At 42.5% G+C, this 19,943-nt stretch carries 17 protein-coding genes; 11 read left to right on the top strand and 6 right to left on the bottom strand.

Features of this window, described 5'->3' with window-relative positions; translation table 11 throughout:
* Positions 1–43 precede the first annotated feature (43 nt).
* The 4 genes from P343_RS34095 to P343_RS34080 all read left to right on the top strand — a co-directional run bounded on the left by P343_RS34095 (position 44) and on the right by P343_RS34080 (position 5,238).
* Entirely contained in the window at positions 44–2,056 is a 2,013-nt protein-coding gene (locus P343_RS34095) for a T7SS effector LXG polymorphic toxin (protein WP_422784835.1), read from the top strand.
* A gap of 10 nt (positions 2,057–2,066) precedes the next feature.
* Positions 2,067–2,330, top strand: coding sequence for a hypothetical protein (locus P343_RS34090; protein WP_023511406.1), 264 nt, complete (start codon positions 2,067–2,069; stop codon positions 2,328–2,330).
* 12 nt (positions 2,331–2,342) lie between these two features.
* Entirely contained in the window at positions 2,343–3,053 is a 711-nt protein-coding gene (locus P343_RS34085; RefSeq protein WP_023511405.1) for an enhanced serine sensitivity protein SseB, read from the top strand.
* An 874-nt stretch (positions 3,054–3,927) separates the two neighbouring features.
* Complete coding sequence (locus tag P343_RS34080) at positions 3,928–5,238, top strand: MFS transporter (protein WP_031264211.1); 1,311 nt, start codon at positions 3,928–3,930, stop codon at positions 5,236–5,238.
* A gap of 152 nt (positions 5,239–5,390) precedes the next feature.
* Here the strand turns inward: P343_RS34080 and P343_RS34075 are convergent, their stop codons facing one another.
* Together P343_RS34075 and P343_RS34070 are read right to left on the bottom strand one after the other, a co-directional pair.
* Positions 5,391–6,038: a metallophosphoesterase gene (locus P343_RS34075; RefSeq protein ID WP_023511403.1), complete on the bottom strand. Its 648-nt coding sequence runs from the start codon at positions 6,036–6,038 to the stop codon at positions 5,391–5,393.
* Positions 6,039–6,058: 20 nt separating this feature from the next.
* Positions 6,059–6,256, bottom strand: a complete 198-nt coding sequence (locus P343_RS34070; protein ID WP_023511402.1) for a hypothetical protein — start codon at positions 6,254–6,256, stop codon at positions 6,059–6,061.
* 330 nt (positions 6,257–6,586) lie between these two features.
* Here P343_RS34070 and P343_RS34065 point away from each other — a divergent pair, with 330 nt between their 5' ends.
* On the top strand, positions 6,587–7,927 hold the full coding sequence (locus P343_RS34065) for a D-serine ammonia-lyase (protein WP_023511401.1): 1,341 nt from the start codon (positions 6,587–6,589) through the stop codon (positions 7,925–7,927).
* Positions 7,928–7,934: 7 nt separating this feature from the next.
* On the opposite strand, the gene P343_RS37270 is transcribed toward P343_RS34065, so the two are convergent.
* Entirely contained in the window at positions 7,935–8,090 is a 156-nt protein-coding gene (locus tag P343_RS37270) for a hypothetical protein (RefSeq protein ID WP_023511400.1), read from the bottom strand.
* 756 nt (positions 8,091–8,846) lie between these two features.
* Here P343_RS37270 and P343_RS34060 point away from each other — a divergent pair.
* From P343_RS34060 to P343_RS34050, 3 genes are all read left to right on the top strand, one after another.
* Entirely contained in the window at positions 8,847–9,383 is a 537-nt protein-coding gene (locus P343_RS34060) for a VanZ family protein (RefSeq protein ID WP_031264209.1), read from the top strand.
* A 113-nt stretch (positions 9,384–9,496) separates the two neighbouring features.
* Entirely contained in the window at positions 9,497–10,786 is a 1,290-nt protein-coding gene (locus P343_RS34055; protein ID WP_023511396.1) for a methyl-accepting chemotaxis protein, read from the top strand.
* A gap of 120 nt (positions 10,787–10,906) precedes the next feature.
* On the top strand, positions 10,907–13,036 hold the full coding sequence (locus tag P343_RS34050) for a methyl-accepting chemotaxis protein (protein ID WP_023511395.1): 2,130 nt from the start codon (positions 10,907–10,909) through the stop codon (positions 13,034–13,036).
* Between the two features lie 111 nt (positions 13,037–13,147).
* Here the strand turns inward: P343_RS34050 and P343_RS34045 are convergent, their stop codons facing one another.
* On the bottom strand, positions 13,148–14,380 hold the full coding sequence (locus P343_RS34045) for an aminopeptidase (protein WP_023511394.1): 1,233 nt from the start codon (positions 14,378–14,380) through the stop codon (positions 13,148–13,150).
* Positions 14,381–14,567: 187 nt separating this feature from the next.
* Between P343_RS34045 and P343_RS36985 the strand changes: the two genes are divergently transcribed.
* Complete coding sequence (locus tag P343_RS36985) at positions 14,568–14,675, top strand: YjcZ family sporulation protein (RefSeq protein ID WP_422784834.1); 108 nt, start codon at positions 14,568–14,570, stop codon at positions 14,673–14,675.
* A gap of 78 nt (positions 14,676–14,753) precedes the next feature.
* Here P343_RS36985 and P343_RS34035 read toward each other — a convergent pair whose 3' ends face one another.
* Together P343_RS34035 and rsgA are read right to left on the bottom strand one after the other, a co-directional pair.
* Entirely contained in the window at positions 14,754–15,302 is a 549-nt protein-coding gene (locus tag P343_RS34035; protein WP_023511392.1) for a GNAT family N-acetyltransferase, read from the bottom strand.
* Between the two features lie 317 nt (positions 15,303–15,619).
* A complete protein-coding gene (gene rsgA / locus P343_RS34030; protein WP_023511391.1) occupies positions 15,620–16,675 on the bottom strand; it encodes a ribosome small subunit-dependent GTPase A in 1,056 nt (351 codons plus the stop codon).
* 431 nt (positions 16,676–17,106) lie between these two features.
* Between rsgA and P343_RS34025 the strand changes: the two genes are divergently transcribed.
* Positions 17,107–18,138, top strand: a complete 1,032-nt coding sequence (locus tag P343_RS34025) for a YkvI family membrane protein (protein ID WP_023511390.1) — start codon at positions 17,107–17,109, stop codon at positions 18,136–18,138.
* A 214-nt stretch (positions 18,139–18,352) separates the two neighbouring features.
* A complete protein-coding gene (locus P343_RS34020) occupies positions 18,353–19,657 on the top strand; it encodes an Nramp family divalent metal transporter (RefSeq protein WP_422784833.1) in 1,305 nt (434 codons plus the stop codon).
* The last annotated feature ends 286 nt before the right edge of the window (positions 19,658–19,943 follow it).

Raw genomic sequence — 19,943 nt, 5'->3', positions numbered from 1 at the left:
CACCAATCTCGGTTCTGATTTTCAAGGGCAGGGAGCTGAATCAATAAAGAACTTCTACGCGGCACAAGTCAATGTGGTGGATGCCTGGCTGCGGTTGATCGACAAGCAAATCGCCTATTATCATGGCGTTGCCGGAACGATTGACGACAAAAATTTAGGTGGGAATACCCATGTTCAGGTGCCTTTTCTCGATGAGGACTTGTCCAGGGGCTATGTCCGCGCCAAAGAAATGATTACCGATCAGCGCGAAGAGATCGCGAAAATCTTAGGTAGCATTTCCGACCTCGTGCCGATTCATACTTTTTCCAATCACGACGTTGATCAAGCGCTTGATGCCGCCGAAGAAAAACGAGCGAAAATGGTGCTTGATGTTCAGGAACTCGATCAGAACCTGACCAATGAATACCGGCAAGTCACTGAGGAATTGTCAAATATCAAGGCATTATATGAAGAACTGATCCACGCTACCCGGCAAGGCGCCGATGTTCAACCGATGCATTTTAACGCTCAGGCCTATCATGACAGCAAAATCTATAAAGTTCAGGACGAAATGGCGAAGGAAGCGCAAAAGTATCTCGAGACTAAGAGGCAACAGGAAAAAGCGAGAAAGGCTGAAAAAGAGAGCTCTACAAGCCTATNAAAGTATCTCGAGACTAAGAGGCAACAGGAAAAAGCGAGAAAGGCTGAAAAAGAGAGCTCTACAAGCCTATTCAATAGCCTTCCAATTGATCAAAAGATTGAGTTACTAAAGGTGAAATTGAACTATGGAGCCGGTAAAGCCACGATGGATATGGTAACCGGAGTTGGCTATATGTTTCAACATCCAATCCGTACCGCTGAAGCGCTCATGCATCGGAACCAAACGTCCGCATATCTCGCTCAAGGAATTCATGACTCCTTTGAGAAAAATATGGTTCATGGCGATCCGTTAACTCGCGCGCAATGGCTCGGCTACGCAGCAACAACGATCGCCAGCTCCTTCGTCGGAACAAAAGGATTAGATAAAGTAAGTAGAGCTGGGAGAATCGCAGAAGCAGCCGAACTCACCGTCAAAGTGTCAAACACTGCCAAAACAATCAGCAAGGTAGCAGGTAAGTCAGGTAAAATAGAAGCTGGGGGGATGAGCGAAGAAACACTTCAAACTCTAATCGAAGCAGCCAAAGCCGGTAATTTGCCGTATAACGTGATCAACACGGCGAAGATTAAAAAGCAGTTATTGGTCATTGCTCAAGAATCGAAAAGAGACTATTCATACGATCTTGTAAGTCAGATTCAGAAGCAAAAAGAAGTTGCGGCATTTAAAATTAAAATCAAAAATGTTAGCAATAAGATGGCGCGGTCGACGCCTGACGATGATCCCGAACCACTTGCTCGTATGCTTCAAACCCAAATAGTTACCGCTAAGGTCGGGAAACTGCCGTACAACGTGATTAATACAGCGAAGTTAAGAAAACAACTGCTTGTCCTTGCCAAGGAACCTGGCGGAGACAGTGCATATAAACTCTTTGATCGCATCCAAAATCAGAAGCAAGTAGTGACAGTGAGGAAGATTAATGGGGAAACACATCATTCCGATAAAGTGATTGAAAGAGTTGGTGCCTATAACTCTTTAGATGAAGTTGCAAGTGGAACTAATAAATACGCAACAAAAATAGATTCTAAAGTAACAGAGATTGAAAAGACTAATTTACCGGATGGTCTTAAAAAGACATATACTGATGGTCAATATAGAACAGTAAAAACTGACACAGAAATCAAAGTCTATAGAACTTTCGGAGGTAGAGCAGATGCAGGTGGAGCATTTGCTACAACTAGTCCTGCTCTTTCAAGAATTGATTCAAAAATTGATACTGCATTGTTACCTGAATGGGGAAACAGTCGCATGTATGAAGTTGAAGTAACCATACCTAAGGATCAAGTATTGAATATTGGAAAAGTGGAATTTCAAACAATCAAATCTACTGGAACAATCTTAAAAGGTGGAGCAGATCAGATTTTATTGCCACAAGATTGGAGTTTAGAATGGATAACTGATATTAGGCTAGTTTCCAATTAGGAGGTAAATTATGAATGAATTGTTGAATCATTGTAAAAATATTCTGAATGTAATAGATGAAAATTATCCAAATCAAAAAAACTACACCGGGGCAATTAGGAACATATATATTACTATTAGTCAATTGCTTCAAGATGTTGAAGCAGATCATTTACCAATGAAGCAGATTGATTTTACCAGTTTATCTAGACAATTTGTTGATGAGACCACACATTATTCAAGTTCTGTTCTTCAAGAATTGGAAATTGTTAGGAAAATATTAGGGGATTTATAAGGAGAAGGCACCGTGGATATAAACAAAAATATTAAAAACCCTCGATTGATAGATAAAATTGAAAAACTTCAAAATTATTATTCAGAAGAAAATCAAAGCTCATTTTATAAGGAATTAGAAAAAGCGACTTTTCTGTTACCTGCTAAATTAATTGACAATAATAAATTGAACATAATCAGAATTGTTGATAATGCTGGAAATGAATATATTCCTGCATTTACAGACTGGGAAAATTTGATACAATCTAATGATCATTCAATTTCACAGTCAGTCGTTTTTACATTGAGTGACTATGTAAAAATATTACATTCCGATCCTTCGATAAGGGGGATTGTAATAAATGCATATACACAAAATTTGGTTTTAAAAAGGGAAAATTTAGGATTATCAAATAAACAAAAAAATATTAAAAGAGGAGAAAGTATATCTATTGGAATACCCAAAGACTATCCTTTTGAATTAGTAAACAACTTAAAGAACTTCTTTAGTAATGTTGGATATGTGAAAAGTGCATATTTACTTCAAATGATTAGAAACAATTTGGATAAAAGCATTTTGTTGGTGATTGAAACTGATAATGATTACAACAATGCGTTCGATGAAATAGGTGCATTTGCTTCAAAATTTTTAAAGGAAGATGAAGTGCTAGATTTGGTATCTTTGAACAGTGATTTTGGACAAGAGGCGATTCGAGATCAGAATGCATTCTTCCAAAAAAAATAACATTTACATGTGTTGTCTTTGACTATTTCAAGTAGTTATATCGCCTTTATTACTAGAGTTAAAGTTAAAATTGCGATATTGATGCAACATACGGACTAAGTGGAAAAGCTGCGCCTTGGAAAGTCGGGAATGATGTATATATGAATGGTGACACTGAACAAATAGTTACACCCGTTACAGGAGATGTTTTAGAATGGCTAGGAATTTTAGTTAAGTGATGAGTTGCATGAACTTGTTTATCTACAAGAAAAGTATGTAAAAGAAAGAAAAAATTAATGGTTAAAAACTCAGTATGAAGATTATAGGCATCTTGCGGTTTTTTCGCTTGGAGATACGAACTAATTCATAACTAGTATATAATGAGATCACCATTGACAAGCAGAGAAACAATATATTCTGTACTTTAAAAGAGGATCTGTTATTTCTTGGCTATCTTTATTTATAAGCTATTAGTTTAGTGGTCTCGAACCCGTTTGTGGGTTCTTTTTTTATTGATTCAAAAATAAATCATCAACCACATACGCTATTTACTCTGAATGAATCAAAAAATACAAAAATTAACGAAAAAAAATAATTTTCTTGGTGATTTTTACAAATTGGTCAAGAACGGATGATTATTTATGTTCTTTGTGTTATGTTAATGATAACTTAAAAGAATGATTGCTCTGATCACAGATGAAAATGAGACAAAATATCGTACAAGTAGAATAAGGATTAATCACCTTGCTCCATGCACATCATTTCACGAAACGATGAAAAGTAGTGTAAAGTAGTTTATAGGACTTATTTGTGATGACGGATATTTTTTTCATAGATGCAGCAGGAGATGCATGAATCAGATGCGATTGAAATTTTTTTCGAAGGAGATGTTCATATGGCTGAAGCTAAGACAATAGAACGCGCAGAATCACGCCGCATTGCTGGTAACATATTAAAAGGTTCGTTGGGAAATATGATTGAATGGTATGACTGGTACGTATATGCTGCCTTTGCTGTTTATTTCTCAACAGACTTCTTTCCGTCAGGAGATACAACGTCGCAACTCCTAAATACGGCGGCGATTTTTGCGATTGGTTTTCTGATGCGGCCGATTGGTAGTTTAATTATGGGACGCTACGCGGATCGTCACGGCCGACGTGCGGCTCTGACTCTCTCCATAACGATTATGGCGAGCGGATCACTCGTGATTGCTGTGACACCGAGTTTCCAAACAATTGGTGTCTTCGCTCCGATTATTCTTGTGCTTGCACGATTGTTTCAAGGTCTGTCGCTTGGCGGCGAGTACGGAACGTCAGCGACTTATCTGTCTGAAATGGCAAATAAAGGACGCCGCGGCTTTTATTCCAGTTTCCAGTATGTGACGCTTGTCGGCGGTCAGTTGGTCGCGTTAGGCGTTCAAATTATTCTTCAATTGTGGCTTAATGAAGCCGCTCTAAAATCATGGGGCTGGCGTATTCCTTTTGTGATCGGAGCACTTGGCGCGCTAGCGGTATTGTGGCTGCGGCTGTCGATGGACGAATCCGATCAATTTAAGAAAATGTCCGGAAAGGCTAAAAAGAGTGCCGGAACGATCAAAGCGTTGATGCAGTATCCGAGAGCTGTCTTAACCGTTGTTGGTCTGACTCTTGGCGGAACGGTAGCCTTTTACACATATACGACTTATCTGCAAAAATTCATGATCAATTCGGTTGGCCTTGACAAGGAAGTCGTCAGCATTATTAACTTCGTTGCTCTGCTTATCTTCCTTGTTCTGCAGCCTTTAGCTGGTGCACTATCCGATAGGATCGGCCGTAAACCATTACTCTTTTTCTTCGGCGTCTTCGGAACACTTCTGACCGTGCCGCTCTTTATCTTGATGAAACAATCGCATAGCACGGTTGCAGCCTTTCTGCTCATGCTTGTTGGCCTCATTATTGTGACCGGTTATACCTCGATTAACGCTATCGTAAAAGCCGAACTTTTCCCGACTGAAATACGGGCGCTAGGCGTCGGCCTGCCTTATGGACTAACAGTTGCAATCTTCGGCGGGACAGCAGAATTCGTCGCCTTGTGGTTTAAAAGCATTGGCATCGAAACCTTGTTCTTCTTCTATGTCGCCGCGTGCATTTTCGTCAGCCTGATCGTCTACTGGCGCATGCAGGAATCCTCAAAGAATTCGTATATTGAGGCAGAGCTGGAGAAGTAAAAAACGAGAATAATAAAAGTGGGATAAAAAAGCAGCAATAGACTGGGACAAGTCGTCCAGGGTCTTTTGCTGTTTTTATATTGTGTTTCCAATCAATCAAAACCCAACCGAAGCAAAGAATCCATCTCATTCCCTACTCCGGTTGGTTTCGCTCACCATTCATTTATTCTCAAACTTCCATACCGTCTTTCAGGGGCTGTGGAACAGGAATAGGCGAGGCGATTTGTCAGGTCAACCAGTGTCAGTCGAACATTATGCTTGGCGCCCGTATCGATATCGATTTTTCCTTCACCGTGCCAGATTTGGCCTGGCGCTGAGCCGAGCCGGTATGTTGGGGTGTGGCCAAATATTATTGTTCTTTTTTTGTGCGGGTCTGTAAAGAGAAAGGGCTCGCGAATGGTCGTGCAGTCTTTGGCTGTTTGGTCTTTCATTTTTATACCGGGACGGATACCTGCGTGGACAAAGAGGTAGTCTTTGCTTTTAATGTAGAGCGGCAGACCTTGCACGAAATAATAGGCGGGATGTTTTGTCTCTTGATGTTCCTGATCGGCGAGCCACTCTAATTCTTTATTTCCGGGTATCGCGGCTGCACCTTGAAGACAGAGATGCTCTATTTCATTAAGTGTTTGCCATGTATCCGCTGGCTCATCAATATAGTCTCCGAGTAGATAGAGCTGATCCGATTTTGGACTATATGAAGCGACTTTCAGGAGTAATTTTAAACCACCAAGATGGCCATGAATATCTGAAATGGCCAGAATCCTCGGACGTCTGGTCAATTTTTTATAGATTTGACTCATAAGCAAAGGTATCCTCAATCCTAATTGAAACGATTACGGTAGCCCGCCGAATAGCATGAGAAGGAAAGGCGCTCTTTCTTGTCTGTTTCAGCTAAAACACACCAGTCACTGCCTTCAAACATGCAGTGAACGCTTTGAACGTTTCGTTGATTAACGTCTGCATTATTCATTGCCCTGATCTGAACATCTTCCATTCGGAACTGGATGACTACCGTCATCCTTCTATGAAAGAAGGGGGATTCCATGAAACATAACTGTCTCTTAGTCTACTCTTTTAATTTTTTCTAAGAGTAAATATTATGCAAAGATTTTGTTAAATAATGTCTAGTTTTCACCAAACCATATACCAGGTTGACGAAAGCCTTTATTGACTTTATAAAGGGGAAATAGTGAATACATATGCCTTGATAATCCAGAATCTTTTCATTAGTATTCAGATGAAACGCTCGCTTGAAGTCTACATAACTGACTGTTTTTAGCCAATAATTGTTGCTATAATTACAAGAAACTTCTTTTAAAAGAACGCTAATCTGAGTGGAGTTGATCAGGTGTCTGAATTTATTGGAACGCGTACGCTGAACGAGTGGCGTTCAGGTTTTCCGATTTTAAATAAGATCATTGCAGGGCAGGAAGTCACCTGGCTGAATCCTAACTACGGACAGGAGCGTTCAGTCTCCATAGTCACCTCTGCTGATGTCGCAGACGCCGAGGAACGGCTGCGTCGCTTCGCTCCGTATTTTGAGGCAGCTTTTCCTGAAACGCGCAGTTCCCATGGCTTTATCGAATCGCCCTTATACGAGGCCCCGAAAATGATGGAAGCACTCAATCAACGTGGTGTGCATTTGCCGGGACGGTTGATGATGAAGGCGGACAGTGAACTGCCGATTTCCGGATCAATTAAGGCGCGCGGCGGCATTTATGAAGTGCTGAAAACTGCAGAACAATTGGCGATTGCTGAAGGCATGCTAAAGATGACAGACAATTACGCAAAGCTGGCAGATGTTTCGTTCAGTAAATTTTTCTCGCAGTATTCAATTGCCGTAGGATCAACTGGAAATCTTGGTTTGAGTATTGGTATTGTAGGGGCTAGGCTTGGTTTTCATACTACGGTACACATGTCGCATGATGCTAGTCAATGGAAGAAGGACTTGCTTCGTGAGAAGGGTGCGTATGTCAAAGAGTACTCGGCTGACTACAGTGTTGCTGTACGTGAAGGGCGGAAACAGGCAGCGCAAGACCCTCATTGCCATTTCATCGATGATGAAAATTCAAAAGATCTGTTTGTCGGCTATGCGACAGCTGGAAAACGTTTGAAGAAACAGTTTGAAGAGGCCGGCATTTCGGTCGATGCTGATCATCCGCTGTTTGTGTATCTTCCGTGCGGGGTCGGCGGCGGTCCGGGCGGTGTGACTTTTGGCTTGAAGAAAGCATTCGGCGCGCATGTTCATGCGTTCTTTGTAGAACCGACACATGCGCCATGTTTTCTGCTCGGCCTGCTCACCGGATTGAATGATCAAGTGTCTGTTCAGGATTTCGGCCTTGATAACAAGACAGCTGCAGATGGTTTAGCCGTTCCGCGAGCATCGGCTTTTGTTGGGAAGGAAGCCGGTTCTCTCATTTCAGGGTGCATGACAGTTCGTGATGACCGGCTTTTTCAGTATTTGAAGACACTCGCAGATACTGAGCATAAGTGGATTGAACCGTCTGCAGCAGCGGGATTAATCGGTCCGCAAATGCTGCTTGGCACAGATGAGGGCAGGAACTATCTGAAACGTCATCAGTTGGCAGACAAAATGACCGGCGCGACCCATGTATTCTGGGCAACCGGCGGGGGCATGGTGCCAAAAAAAATCCGGGAATCCTATTATCATCAAGGTTCCCGGATCTGATTGCATATTAACGATCATTTTTGTGAATGTGGCTTGTATACTCATTAGGAACATCATGACCGTCTGCGTGATTCTTCTGCTGTGCAAGACGGCCATTGCGATGCTCGCCAGTGTTTTCTCTTGATTTGAATTGACGTTTGAATTCCTGTTCTTTGTTGACCATTTGTCTGCTCCTTCTGCATTATGCCTTAATATATCTATTTTGGCATGATGGTGAAAAATTTATGTGTTGATTTTAGTACGGCAAGATGTAAGAAGGCTTGACTATGTTCTTGCAGGGCTCATTTGGAAAATGCTGACAGAACAAAGGAGGAGTTACTTGTGGCTGAGGAATTGAACATGATTATGGAGGCAATTAAAGAAGTTGACGCCAACGTAAAAGTTTAAATGCCCAAGTCCAGGAAATGAAGCAAGATATTGTAGAGATGAAACAAGACATTGTAGTCATGAAAAATGACATTTCAGATATAAATCGAGAACTAAAAAACGAATCGGCGAATTGATGACATGGGCGAGGATTTGTCCGACCAAATTAAAATGGTTCATTGGGAAACCCGTAAGGAAGTTCAGAAGATCAAAAAGAAAATCAGTATGGGAATCATGCATAGAATTACCTATCCCCTCCTAATCGCCCGAATCCTTTGCTATATTTGATTGAGCTCGAGAGGGCATTCCTTCAATAATCAAACACTCCCCAATTTCTCTATTATTCTGACGAACAATAGAGTTTAATCGTTTTTTTCATTTTTAAAAGCAAAAATACCTACAAAATACCCGGGCAATTGCGCTATAATTGAGAAATAATTAAGAATTTATGTTGCGAAATTTACAATCGATTGCAATTATAGCGTTTATTCTATCAATAAATACAAACAGTTTTGATGAGTAATCATTTTATGATGAAAGGATTGAATAAGAGATGCTAAAAAATCCTAAGGCCTTCTGTTTTTGGCTCGTGTTGATTTTTTTTATTGGCTTTATGATTTATAGAGGTTCGTCAATGCCATACTCTGAACAAAATATGCAGCCGTTCCTGAAAGCTCATTTTCAGTGGACATCTGAGACGTTTCCGCATGTCAACTTTAACTATGGCGGGGAACAGATCAATTCTGATCAACCCTATGCCTTGTTTGAATTTGTTTTCCGAAAGGCGAGCCATGTCACTGAATACTGCCTCTTAACCTTTATGATTATCAATCTGTTTATGACTACAGTCATGCCGCGTCTGCTTTGTTATTTTTGTGGACCTGCACTTGCAATGTGCTACGCAATGTTTGATGAGTGGCACCAAACTTTTGTACCAGGACGAACCGGACACCTGATTGATGCCTTTACTTTTGATCTGAGTGGAATGATTCTGGCAATGGTGATCGTATTCTTGCTTGATCTCTATTACTATTTGTTTTATACAGGAAGCCACCATGCCCAGCGTATGCGTGCCAGCCAGCAAGGATAATTATCTAAAAGCCATAAACTTTCACGTCTGTGAGCCGATATAATACATGTAGTGCTGGGTCGTGCGAGTTTGTGAAAAAGCTATCAGACTGGGCTTGAAGGGATGGATCGGTCATGGCTTTAAAAGAGAAAAAAAAGGCGGAAGGCCGCTGGATATTGAAGGGGTTCAATCTCCAAAGCCTCTATTTAGTTGCGTTTTTGTTTGGCGTTATTATTGTCGGCGCGGTGTTTTACTACTTAGGGAAATCCGACATGCTAGTTCCTGCGGTATTAGCAGTTGGTGTGACCATTGTAGCAGGTGCCATAGTACTGCGGTTCATTTTTTCTTCCTATAACAAGAGAGTACATGTACTCCGATTAGCGGTAGCTAGAGCGGAAAGTGGAGATATGAGTGTAATCGTCAAAGATTCCGGGAACGATGAACTTGCTCTTCTTGCCGAAGGAATTAATCACATGGTTCGAATGAATCATAGTGTCATCGAAAGCATGACCGCTGTTTCCGAAAAAGTGAATGATGCTTCTCAGTCGTTGGTTTCAAGCGTTGAAGAGCATACTGCTTCTTCGAACGAAATCGGATCGACAATGACGGAAATCGCTGCAGGTGCCTCAGATCAGGCAGAATTAATGTCCAAAAATAAAGAAGCGACAGATCTGCTGGAAACTAAGATGGCAAATATAACAGAACAGACGGGCTTTATGAAGCAAGGTGCTGAACAACTGGCAGACATTTCAGCAGGCAATCAGGAATCTGTCGTGAAACTGAGGAATCACTCGGAAAGGACGATTAGCGCAACCGCTGATATTATCGATGCGATTGCGTCTCTTGATTCTCGTTCGAAGGATGTCGGCAAAATCATTGAGTCTGTTTCCGAAATTGCCGGGCAAACGAATCTGCTCGCATTGAATGCTGCAATTGAGGCGGCACGGGCGGGAGAGCAAGGCAAAGGATTTGCCGTTGTTGCCGATGAAGTGAGAAAGCTATCTGAACAAACCGATCGTGCACTGAAAGAGATTTCCGAATTGATGAACGGGATACGTGTTGATACGGAGAATACGGTTGGTTTTGCTGGAAAAACAAGCAAGGTACTTGAAGAACAATTTATTGTTGTCAGTGATTTCGAGCGTGCGGCAAAGCGAATTGCCGAAGCAGTGGCGAATAACCAGAGCCAGATCACTGACATTTCCGGTGCAATCAGGGAAATGGCAAATCGAACAAAGGAAATAAAAGATAATATGGACGGAATGACAGAAATTAGCGAGCAGACAGCAGCAGGTACTGAAGAAGTGACAGCATCCATTGAAGAGCAGACAGCCGGGATGGAGCATCTGACAAAACTCGCATCGGATTTGGAGAACGATGCTGCTATCATACGAAAATCGCTAAAGGAATATACACTGTCATGATTTAATCCTTACATTGATAAATACAACACTATTTTACACGATTTTTCTAACGTTTGTTTCTGTTCAAAGAAGCAGCTTGATCATAATTATGCGGAAGGTATTACGGGGGGCTATTGGCGCATGAACAAAGAGAAGGGCATCGACAAGAATAAGGACAAGAAAGCTGTAAAGTCACCAAAAAAAATAGTAGAGAAAATAAAAAATGGGTATGCGAAACGAGTTGCGTATATTGTGAAACGCGCGCCAGTGTTTAAATTTCTTAACAGCCGCATGCTTGCGAACATGAGTGTCCGAAAGCAGCTTTTGATCCCAATTGTCACGATTATTGCGATTGTCGGAATTGCAGGAGGATCATTCAGCTATTTCTACGGAGCAAAATTAATCAAAGATCAATTGACACAATCAACAATGGCACAGTTGAACAGTACAGACTTGACTTTTGAAACATACTTTGATGACGCACAGTCGATCACACGCCAGTTTACCATGAGCAAGATGCTGGATCATGTGCAGAAAAACACTGATGACATTAATGTGGCTTTTCAGAATGTGCTTAGCTCAAATACCAAGTATCAGGCGATTACTTACGCTACAGTAGACAAGCATATCGTTCGTGCACCTTTATACTTCTTTCAAAGCAGTTACGATCCAACAGCGGAGTCATGGTACAAAGCCGGGATGGCAGGTAATGGCAAATCGGTTTGGACTAACCCTTACATCGACAAAGTAACCAAGCAAAAAGTAGTCAGTGTTGAGCAAGCGGTAGTTGATAATGGACAAGTTAAAGGCGTTATTAAACTGGACTTATTCATTCAGTCAATTATTAATCAAGTGAGTCGAGTAAAGCTTGGTGATACAGGTTATGTGGCGCTTCTTGACAGCAAGGGTACATATATCGCCTCACCCAAAAAAGATGAAATTGGCAAAAGTGTTGCCGGTGAAGACTTCTATAAAGAAATACACCGTATGGGCAAAAGCGGTAAATTTTATGCAAAAGTAAACGGTTCTGATAAATTAATCAGTTTTAAAACAAACAGTACATCAGGATGGACCATGCTGGGGATTATCGATAAAAGTGAAATCTCAAACAAAGCCAACCTGATCACTCTACCTTCGATTGTAACCTTGCTTGTGATTATCGCTGTTTCCATCTTGATCACAAGCTATATGCTTGGAAAAGTGATTGGACGTCTGCGGAAAGTTCAGGAGGCGGCGGGGCAGATTGAGCAAGGAGATCTCACCGTTAAAATACCCGTAGATGGCGACGATGAATTGTCTCATCTGACCAGAAGCATCAACGAAATGGCGAATACAAATCGGAATGCATTTAAAAAGATGATTGATGTTTCGCAACAAATAATCGGTGCGTCGCAGACCTTGGTTGCGAGTGCGGAAGAAAATGTGGCTTCCGCAAATGAAATAAGTGCCACAGTTACGGAAATTGCTGCAGGGGCGTCTAATCAGTCAAAATCAATTGACGAGAGTCAATCCTCTTTACAGAATCTGCTTGAACAAGTAAACAAAATTGATGATCAAAGTAAAGACGTCTTGCAAGGTGCACATCGGATGATTGAATTTGCCCGCGGCGGTCTCGACAAAATGAATCATTTGTCTGTACAGTCTAAGAACTCTGCCGATACAACAAATCAGATCATTGATACGGTATTAAAGCTTGAAGAGCATGCGAAAAATGTGCATCAAATTATTGACGTACTTGATGGTATCGCAAGGCGCACTAATTTGCTGTCCCTGAATGCCAGCATAGAGGCGGCTCATGCTGGTGAACATGGCAAAGGCTTCGCAGTTGTTGCCGGTGAAATCAGAAAACTGGCTCAGCAGACGAATGAGTCATTAAAAGAAGTGACCGATACGGTTCAATCTATGAATAACGAGATTCAGCAGGCGGTCTCCTATTGCCGGCAGACCGGCGAAACGCTTCAAGGTCAGAAAACGGCAGTTTCTGAATCGAACGACGCGTTTACGCAAATTGAAAAAATCATTGAACTCAATGTGAAGGGCATGCAGACGATTTCCAATGCGATTATCAATACACATCAACAAATCGAACAGGTGACCCAGGGCACTCAAGTCATCGCTTCGACAAGTGAAGAGACAGCAGCGAGCACAGAAGAAATGAGTGCCTCGGTTCAGGAACAGACTGCTTCAATGGAGGAACTGAACAAGCTTGCCGGAGATTTGGATCAGCAGGCACAGCTTATGCAGGAAGAAATCAATCGTTACAAGATTTAAGCACCGTATTTTTGTGCAGTCCGTTTAGAAAAACCAATCAAATAAATAGAACGAAAAACAGGCCTGAGAGCGATTCGCTCAGGCCTGTTTTTTAACTTTCGCATTCGTTTTTTAAATTACCCAATTTCCTTCTCGGAAGATCGGAATGATCTGTCCGTCTGCAGTTTCGCCATCAATATCGAGTTCACCCGACCCAACCATGAAATCAACATGAGTTAGACTCTGGTTCATACCAGCTGCAGCGAGCGCCTCTTCAGACATTTGTCTGCCGCCTCGATAGTTGAACGGAAAGCCGTGGCCAATTGCCAAATGACAGGAAGCATTTTCATCAAATAGTGTGTTGTAGAAAATGAGATTAGTCTCTGAAATCGGTGAATGATGAGGGACAAGTGACACTTCACCAAGGTAATGCGCGCCTTCATCCGTCTCAATGATTTGTTTCAGTGTATCTAGTCCTTGTTTCGCCGTATAATCGACAATTCGTCCATTTTCAAAGGTAATCGAAAAATGGTCGATCAGGTTGCCGCCGTAGTTGAGCGGTTTTGTGCTGGAAACCGTGCCGTTAACACCGGTTTTGAGCGGCATCGTGAAGATTTCTTCAGTAGGCATGTTTGGCTGAAAAGGAGTTCCTTTTCCGTTTGTCATTCCGCCGCCAACCCAAAGGTGTTCGGTTGGAAGCTCAATAGTCAGGTTTGTACCCGGACCATTGTAATGCAGTTTCTTAAATCGCTTCTCATTAAAGTAATTCAGTTTGTCGGTTAGTGCTTGAATATGTTTTTTCCATGCTTCTTCAGGATTAGCGTTATTTGCACGTGTAATAGTGAAGATCTGTTGCCAAAGTGCATCCATCCGTTCTGCTTCACCCATACCTGGATATACCTTCGCAGACCATGCTAACGTCGGAACCGAGACGATTGTCCAGCTTACTTTCGCGCTGCTCTTATCCTTCGTGAATTGTTTGTTCGCTGCTGCTGCTGCTTTTTGTGCTGCTGAAATCCGTAAGGGATCAATTCCTTTTAGCAGTTCCGGATTTGGAGAATAAATATAAAGGAATGCTGCATTTTGATCGGCAAGTTCCTGGAACGATTTAGCGCGCCAATCAGGGAACTGTTCAAGTGACTGTTCAGCAGCAAGTTCGAGCCGGAGGCGAGTTAATTGCTCGTCCGTCCAGTCAACAAAAACATTTTTCGCACCTACTTCATAAGCTTTTTTCACAATTTTTCTTACGAACTCGGGCGATTCTATAGGGGCAAAAATCATTACATCTTGATCCTTCTGGACATTAAGACCGATCGTGACTGTAATATCAGCATAATGATCCAGCAGTGTTTCGAAATTTTCCATCCGGCAAGCCTCCTGAAATACATAAGATTACGATTACCAAACTCGGTAATCGCTAAACCAACCTTTTCCATTTTATCACAGTGAGCACGATCTGAACGCGTAACCGAATTGGAAGACAATGAATAAAAAACGGGCGAAACGATATGGGGCATTCGCATACGCTATTAATGAAAATCATGTGGAGGTGATGAGGATCATGGGTGCTTCAGAAGGATACGGGAAAAACTCAGGTTTCGCACTGGTGGTTGTGCTTTTCATTCTTTTAATCATCATTGGCGCAACTTGCGTTTATTAATCACAGAGGATCAGCCGGATTTGTTCCTGTGCTGATCCTTTGTACGTGAAAGGTACTACGACTGAAATTGCTATGATTTTAACATCGTCCTGCTTGATCCATTCCGTAGACTTGTTGAAAGATTTCTTTTTTGCGCTGCAGGAATTCCGGCTTGGTGAGTGGGGTGGGGTAGTTCATCATTCGCAAGGTGACTTCTTTCTCACCTGAATTTCGCAAGTCGGGCTGAATATAACCAAAAGCACTGAATACAAAGCCTAAACGTTGATAAAAATGAATTCTACGAATCGCAAGATCGGTCACAGGTTCTTCAACTTCGATCAGTACCTGCTTTTTTGCTTGGTTAAGGTACTGCCTCATCATTTCAGATCCGACACCATGCCCGCGCAAGTAAGGTTGAACAGCAAAATGTTCGACAAAGCAAAAATCTGCGAACGACCATTCTGCGATGAATCCATCTAGTGTTTGACCTGAGCTGCTGTAGCGTGCATAAATAGTAAAGTTAGGGTGTTTCAGCAGTTCAAATTGCTTGTCACGTGGCCGGAATTCGATGCTTGGAAAAGAATGGTTCATTAATTCATAGACAAGATCGAAATCCTGAATTTTTATATGGGTTAATTCGCTAGTCATTGCATATACCTCCGTCGCAAATAAAGACAAGCAGCAGCCTGTTTCAAAAAAAAACCAGTAAAACATAGTGTAACATAAATCAAAGCATATTTTTATCAAAAAATCCCCGGTCAAAGTGCGGAAAAGGGAGGGATTGTACACCAGACGCTTTTTGAATGGAAAGTGAGAGAATGTGCATGTGGCTCTGGATTTATGATTTATGCGCCATTGATTCCAATATACGCATGAATAAAATGAACGCTGAGCTAGGAAAATCGCTGTGGAATAATCTATTGAATAAAAAAAGAACTGAACTAAAAGCTCAGTTCTACATCTACTCAGTGCTTACGTCGCATCTCCATATGGATTTTTTTCCAACGTGCTTTTTCTTTCAACCGTTCTTGAATGTCGGCTTTACGGCGCAAGAAGGCGAGCTCGCGCTGTAATTTGAGATAGCTGTTATAGCGTTCTTCAGTCAAGCGTCCGTCAGCCAGTGCATGCTGAACTTCGCAGCCTGGTTCATTGTTGTGGGTGCAATCGCTAAAGCGGCAATGAGAGGCAAGCGCTTCGATATCTGAAAAGCTATGGTCAAGTGATTCATCAGAGGCCGTCCATAGCTGTAATTCGCGCATCCCAGGTGTGTCGATAATAACGCCGCCATCCGGCAAGACGATAAGTTCTCGGTTTGTTGTTGTATGCCGGCCGCGGTCATCATCCTCACGTACGGTGTTCACTTGCTGGATCGTCCTACCGCACAGCCAATTGGTCAACGTTGATTTACCTGCACCTGAAGAACCGAGAAAAACAGCAGTACGTCCGGTCCCCAGATAATCGGTTAAGCGCTCTCTGCCGCGATCTTGGACGGCACTGACCGTAATGATCGGAACACCAAAAGCGATCTCTTCTACTTCAGCAATTTTCGATTCCAGATCATTACAAAGATCTGCCTTGCTCAGCACAATCACCGGATTTGCTCCACTTTCCCAGGCCATCGTCAGATAACGTTCAAGCCTTCGGATATTAAAATCATGGTTGAGCGCCATAACGAGAAATACGGTATCAATATTGGCGGCAACAATTTGTTCGACCGTTGTGACTCCCGCAGATTTTCTTGAAAACTTGCTGAAACGGGGAAGTACACGATGGATGGTTGCTCGCCGGTCCTCAGGCCGCTCGATGACGATCACCCAGTCGCCTACTGCAGGGAAATCTTCACGCTCAATCGCCTGATGGCGCATTTTTCCTGACACCTCAGCCAGGTATTCACCGCGTTCCGTAATGAGTTTGTACTGGCCCTTGTATTCTGAAACGATTCGGCCAATACTCTGGCCGTCTTCAAGATTTAATGGTTCAGTTTCTAACTGCTGATTCCAGCCGTAATTTAATAAATTCAATGCTCTTCCTCCGGTTGTACTTAAATTTGGGTATCAAAAAAAGATCCTGCACACGGCAAGATCTTCGTAAAGTGGGAAATGCCCTGTGAAAGGCCCCAGTCTCCCTAAAGGATAAGTTCGATAAGTACGAAAAATGTCTTCCTATCGAACAGTCCCTAATAGTCAGTACAACGGTTCAGATGTGCCTGAGAAAAGGGGACTGGCGGCGTGCGACAATGAGATTGTTTAAGACACTGCTCTTTAAAATGGCCATAAAACATGTCCCCTTCCTCTAAAAGAGTTAATATGATTACTTTCCCATTATAATAGGGCGGTTGCATTTTGTAAAGATTGGAAATGGCATGGCAGGGACAGGCTGCGCATAAAATGAATCAGGACATAAAAGATCCCTTATTATTTGTACGGTTGGTGGAAAGAAAGGAGCATTCCTGATGAAAAAAAAAATCATTGGCATTTTGCAAGTGGCGGCGACCTTCATCGGGACTGTTGTAGGCGCAGGATTTGCTTCTGGAAGGGAGATTATTCAGTTCTTTACGCAATATCACGCATTCGGAACGATCGGTTCAATCCTGAGCGGTCTATTAATTGCTTGGATTGGAACAAAAATGATGATTTATGCCCATCGAATTGACGCGTACTCATTCAATGAACTGGTTGCGGCGATTTTTGGCGAAAGACTGGGCAACGTTATTCAAGCTTTGCTGTTTTTTATTATATTTGGGATCACAGGCGTCATGCTGGCCGGATCGGGAGCGATCTTTCAGGAACAGCTTGGCTGGGGCCGTCAGCTTGGCATTATGCTTGCAGTTTTCATTAGCATCTTGTTTTTGATCAAAGGGGTTCAAGGCTTGTTATTTGTCAACGCGCTTGTGGTCCCATTACTTATCGGATTCGTGTTGATCACGTTCTATTCAAGCCATGCCGCTGCTCAATATTTTCCAGACTCAGGCCATATTCGCTGGCTGTTGCCCTCATTTAATTATGCGGCATTTAATTTGTCAACCGCCTTGATTGTGCTCGTCCCGATGGCGAAGGAATTTAAAGATGAACAGGTGCTGCGGTACGGAGGGCTGTTGGGAGGGGCAGGACTCGGTGTGCTCTTGTTGCTTTCACACTTAATGATGCTCGGCAAGCTGGATATTTTTCTTTATGAACTGCCGATGGCAGAGATGGTGCGGCCGCTCGGAGAAACGATGCGTCTCGCTTTTATCGCAGTGATCTTTGGCGAAATTCTTACCACATTTGTCGGTAATATCTTTGGTCTTTCCAGACAATTGCACAGTGTTTTCCCCAAATTTTTTAGTGTGCGAATGTCCATGGTGCTCCTGGTTGTCGGTGCATTTATGATTGGCCAATTTGGCTATGGCTCATTGGTTTCCACGCTTTATCCACTATACGGTGCGCTCTGCGCGGTGGTCTTCATCTATATGTGCTGCGTGCGCCTTCCTAAAAAACAGGGCTGAAGATGCACCTGTTTCCTATATTTTTTTAGCTTTCCAATCTTCCATTACGTGAAAATAATTATCGGAATATGCGATTACAAAGAAAAAACAGTTGCATTCTCATAGAGAATATCGTAGGTTATTGTTAGGCACATAAGTTTCATTAAAGAAACTTATATTCATTGAGCGAAAAAGGAGGAGAGTCATGTCCGATCTAGATCAGCAGGTGACCGGACTGAATCAATCAGTTAACAAGACTATGAAAAAGAGACGATCTTCCGCAACGAATACTTCTGAACCGGAGACACAATCGTTTGATCAGGCGATTGGAGAAAAAAAAGGCTGGCGCCAAATGCTTCCGTTCATCGGCCCGGCATTTATCGCTGCGGTGGCCTATATTGATCCTGGCAACTACGCAACGAATATTCAGGCAGGTTCACAGTTCGGCTATTTACTTTTATGGGTTGTCGTTATTTCGAACCTGATGGCAATTTTAATCCAGACACTTTCAGCAAAAATCGGTATCGCGACTTCACACAATCTGCCTGAAATCATCCGTGATCGATGGCCAAGAGGTGTCTCGTTCTTTTATTGGATTCAGGGAGAAATCATGATTATGGCAACCGATTTGGCTGAATTTATCGGTGCGGCACTCGGCTTTCATCTTGTTTTCGGATTGCCCATGATTCCAGCTGCAATTTTGACTGCAATTTGCGCATTATTGATTCTCACCTTCCAAGTCAGGGGCTTTCGTCCACTAGAAATGGTGATTGCGCTGATGGTGTTCATCGTTGTGATCGCGTTCAGCTTTGAAATTTTCTTCGCATTACCGGCGTTTAAGCCATTTGTCCAAGGTTTTGTTCCGCAATTTCAGGGAACCGACAGCGTGCTGCTTGCCGCAGGCATCCTCGGAGCAACGGTCATGCCTCATGCCATCTATATGCATTCTGGATTAACCTGCCGCCGAGTGATCGGCCAAACAGCCGAGGAAAGGAAAAAGATTTTCCGATTTGAATTGATTGATATTCTCATCGCGATGATTATTGCCGGCGTTATTAATGCAATTATGCTTTCTGTGGCCGGTTCCACATTCTTCGGCCGGGAAGTCATAAATGATCTAACCGTGGCTTTCCATGGTTTCAGCACATATATCGCGCCGATCGCCGGTATTTTGTTTGGTGTAGGGTTACTATCTGCTGGTCTATCAAGTTCCTCAGTCGGCACACTTGCCGGAGACATCATGATGCAGGGCTTTATTCATAAGCGAATTCCCGTTTTTATTCGCCGTTTCTGCTCAATGCTTCCGCCGCTGATCCTGATTATTTCGGGGGCTAATGCTACCAAGGCACTTGTTATGAGCCAAGTTGTTCTTTCGTTCGGTATTGCTTTAGCGATTATTCCGCTTGTTATTTTTACGAGCAACAAAGCGATTATGGGCAAGCTCGTCAATCGTAAATTGACGACAGTGGCTGCATGGTGCATCGCAGCGATTGTTATCTGCTTAAACGTATTCCTCCTTTATCAAACTTTTTTTGGCTAATTTAAATGTGAACTTATCAAATTGAACAGCAATGAATTTAATAGTAGTAAAAAACGAGATTCCGCATATCGGGATCTTTTTTGTTTTAGGCTATGTTAACATTCAATGTTGATTTTCTGCTCCGTTGATTGGAGCAGAAGGTGCGCGACTCTTATGGGAGGGTTACAGTTGATTGTCAACCGGGTTTGCGGATGAATTGCTAAGATGGTTGGTGCATTCCCTGTAGTGGTTGCGTCCAACCATAAGCTCACGGATAATTCCGGCTATAGCTGTTTTTATTTAAACG

Origin of the sequence: Sporolactobacillus laevolacticus DSM 442, from assembly GCF_000497245.1 — a bacterium.
In the GTDB taxonomy this organism is placed as follows: Bacteria; Bacillota; Bacilli; order Bacillales; family Sporolactobacillaceae; genus Sporolactobacillus; species Sporolactobacillus laevolacticus.
This window is presented reverse-complemented; position numbering and strand designations above follow the sequence as displayed.

Coding starts and splice junctions, on each gene's coding strand:
- P343_RS34060 (WP_031264209.1), top strand. CDS start 8,847: ATGCTAAAAAATCCTAAGGCCTTCTGTTTTTGGCTCGTGTTGATTTTT.
- P343_RS36985 (WP_422784834.1), top strand. CDS start 14,568: ATGAGGATCATGGGTGCTTCAGAAGGATACGGGAAAAACTCAGGTTTC.
- P343_RS34070 (WP_023511402.1), bottom strand. CDS start 6,256: ATGACGGTAGTCATCCAGTTCCGAATGGAAGATGTTCAGATCAGGGCA.
- P343_RS34050 (WP_023511395.1), top strand. CDS start 10,907: ATGAACAAAGAGAAGGGCATCGACAAGAATAAGGACAAGAAAGCTGTA.
- P343_RS34045 (WP_023511394.1), bottom strand. CDS start 14,380: ATGGAAAATTTCGAAACACTGCTGGATCATTATGCTGATATTACAGTC.
- P343_RS34090 (WP_023511406.1), top strand. CDS start 2,067: ATGAATGAATTGTTGAATCATTGTAAAAATATTCTGAATGTAATAGAT.
- P343_RS34075 (WP_023511403.1), bottom strand. CDS start 6,038: ATGAGTCAAATCTATAAAAAATTGACCAGACGTCCGAGGATTCTGGCC.
- P343_RS37270 (WP_023511400.1), bottom strand. CDS start 8,090: ATGGTCAACAAAGAACAGGAATTCAAACGTCAATTCAAATCAAGAGAA.
- P343_RS34055 (WP_023511396.1), top strand. CDS start 9,497: ATGGCTTTAAAAGAGAAAAAAAAGGCGGAAGGCCGCTGGATATTGAAG.
- P343_RS34025 (WP_023511390.1), top strand. CDS start 17,107: ATGAAAAAAAAAATCATTGGCATTTTGCAAGTGGCGGCGACCTTCATC.
- P343_RS34080 (WP_031264211.1), top strand. CDS start 3,928: ATGGCTGAAGCTAAGACAATAGAACGCGCAGAATCACGCCGCATTGCT.
- P343_RS34035 (WP_023511392.1), bottom strand. CDS start 15,302: ATGACTAGCGAATTAACCCATATAAAAATTCAGGATTTCGATCTTGTC.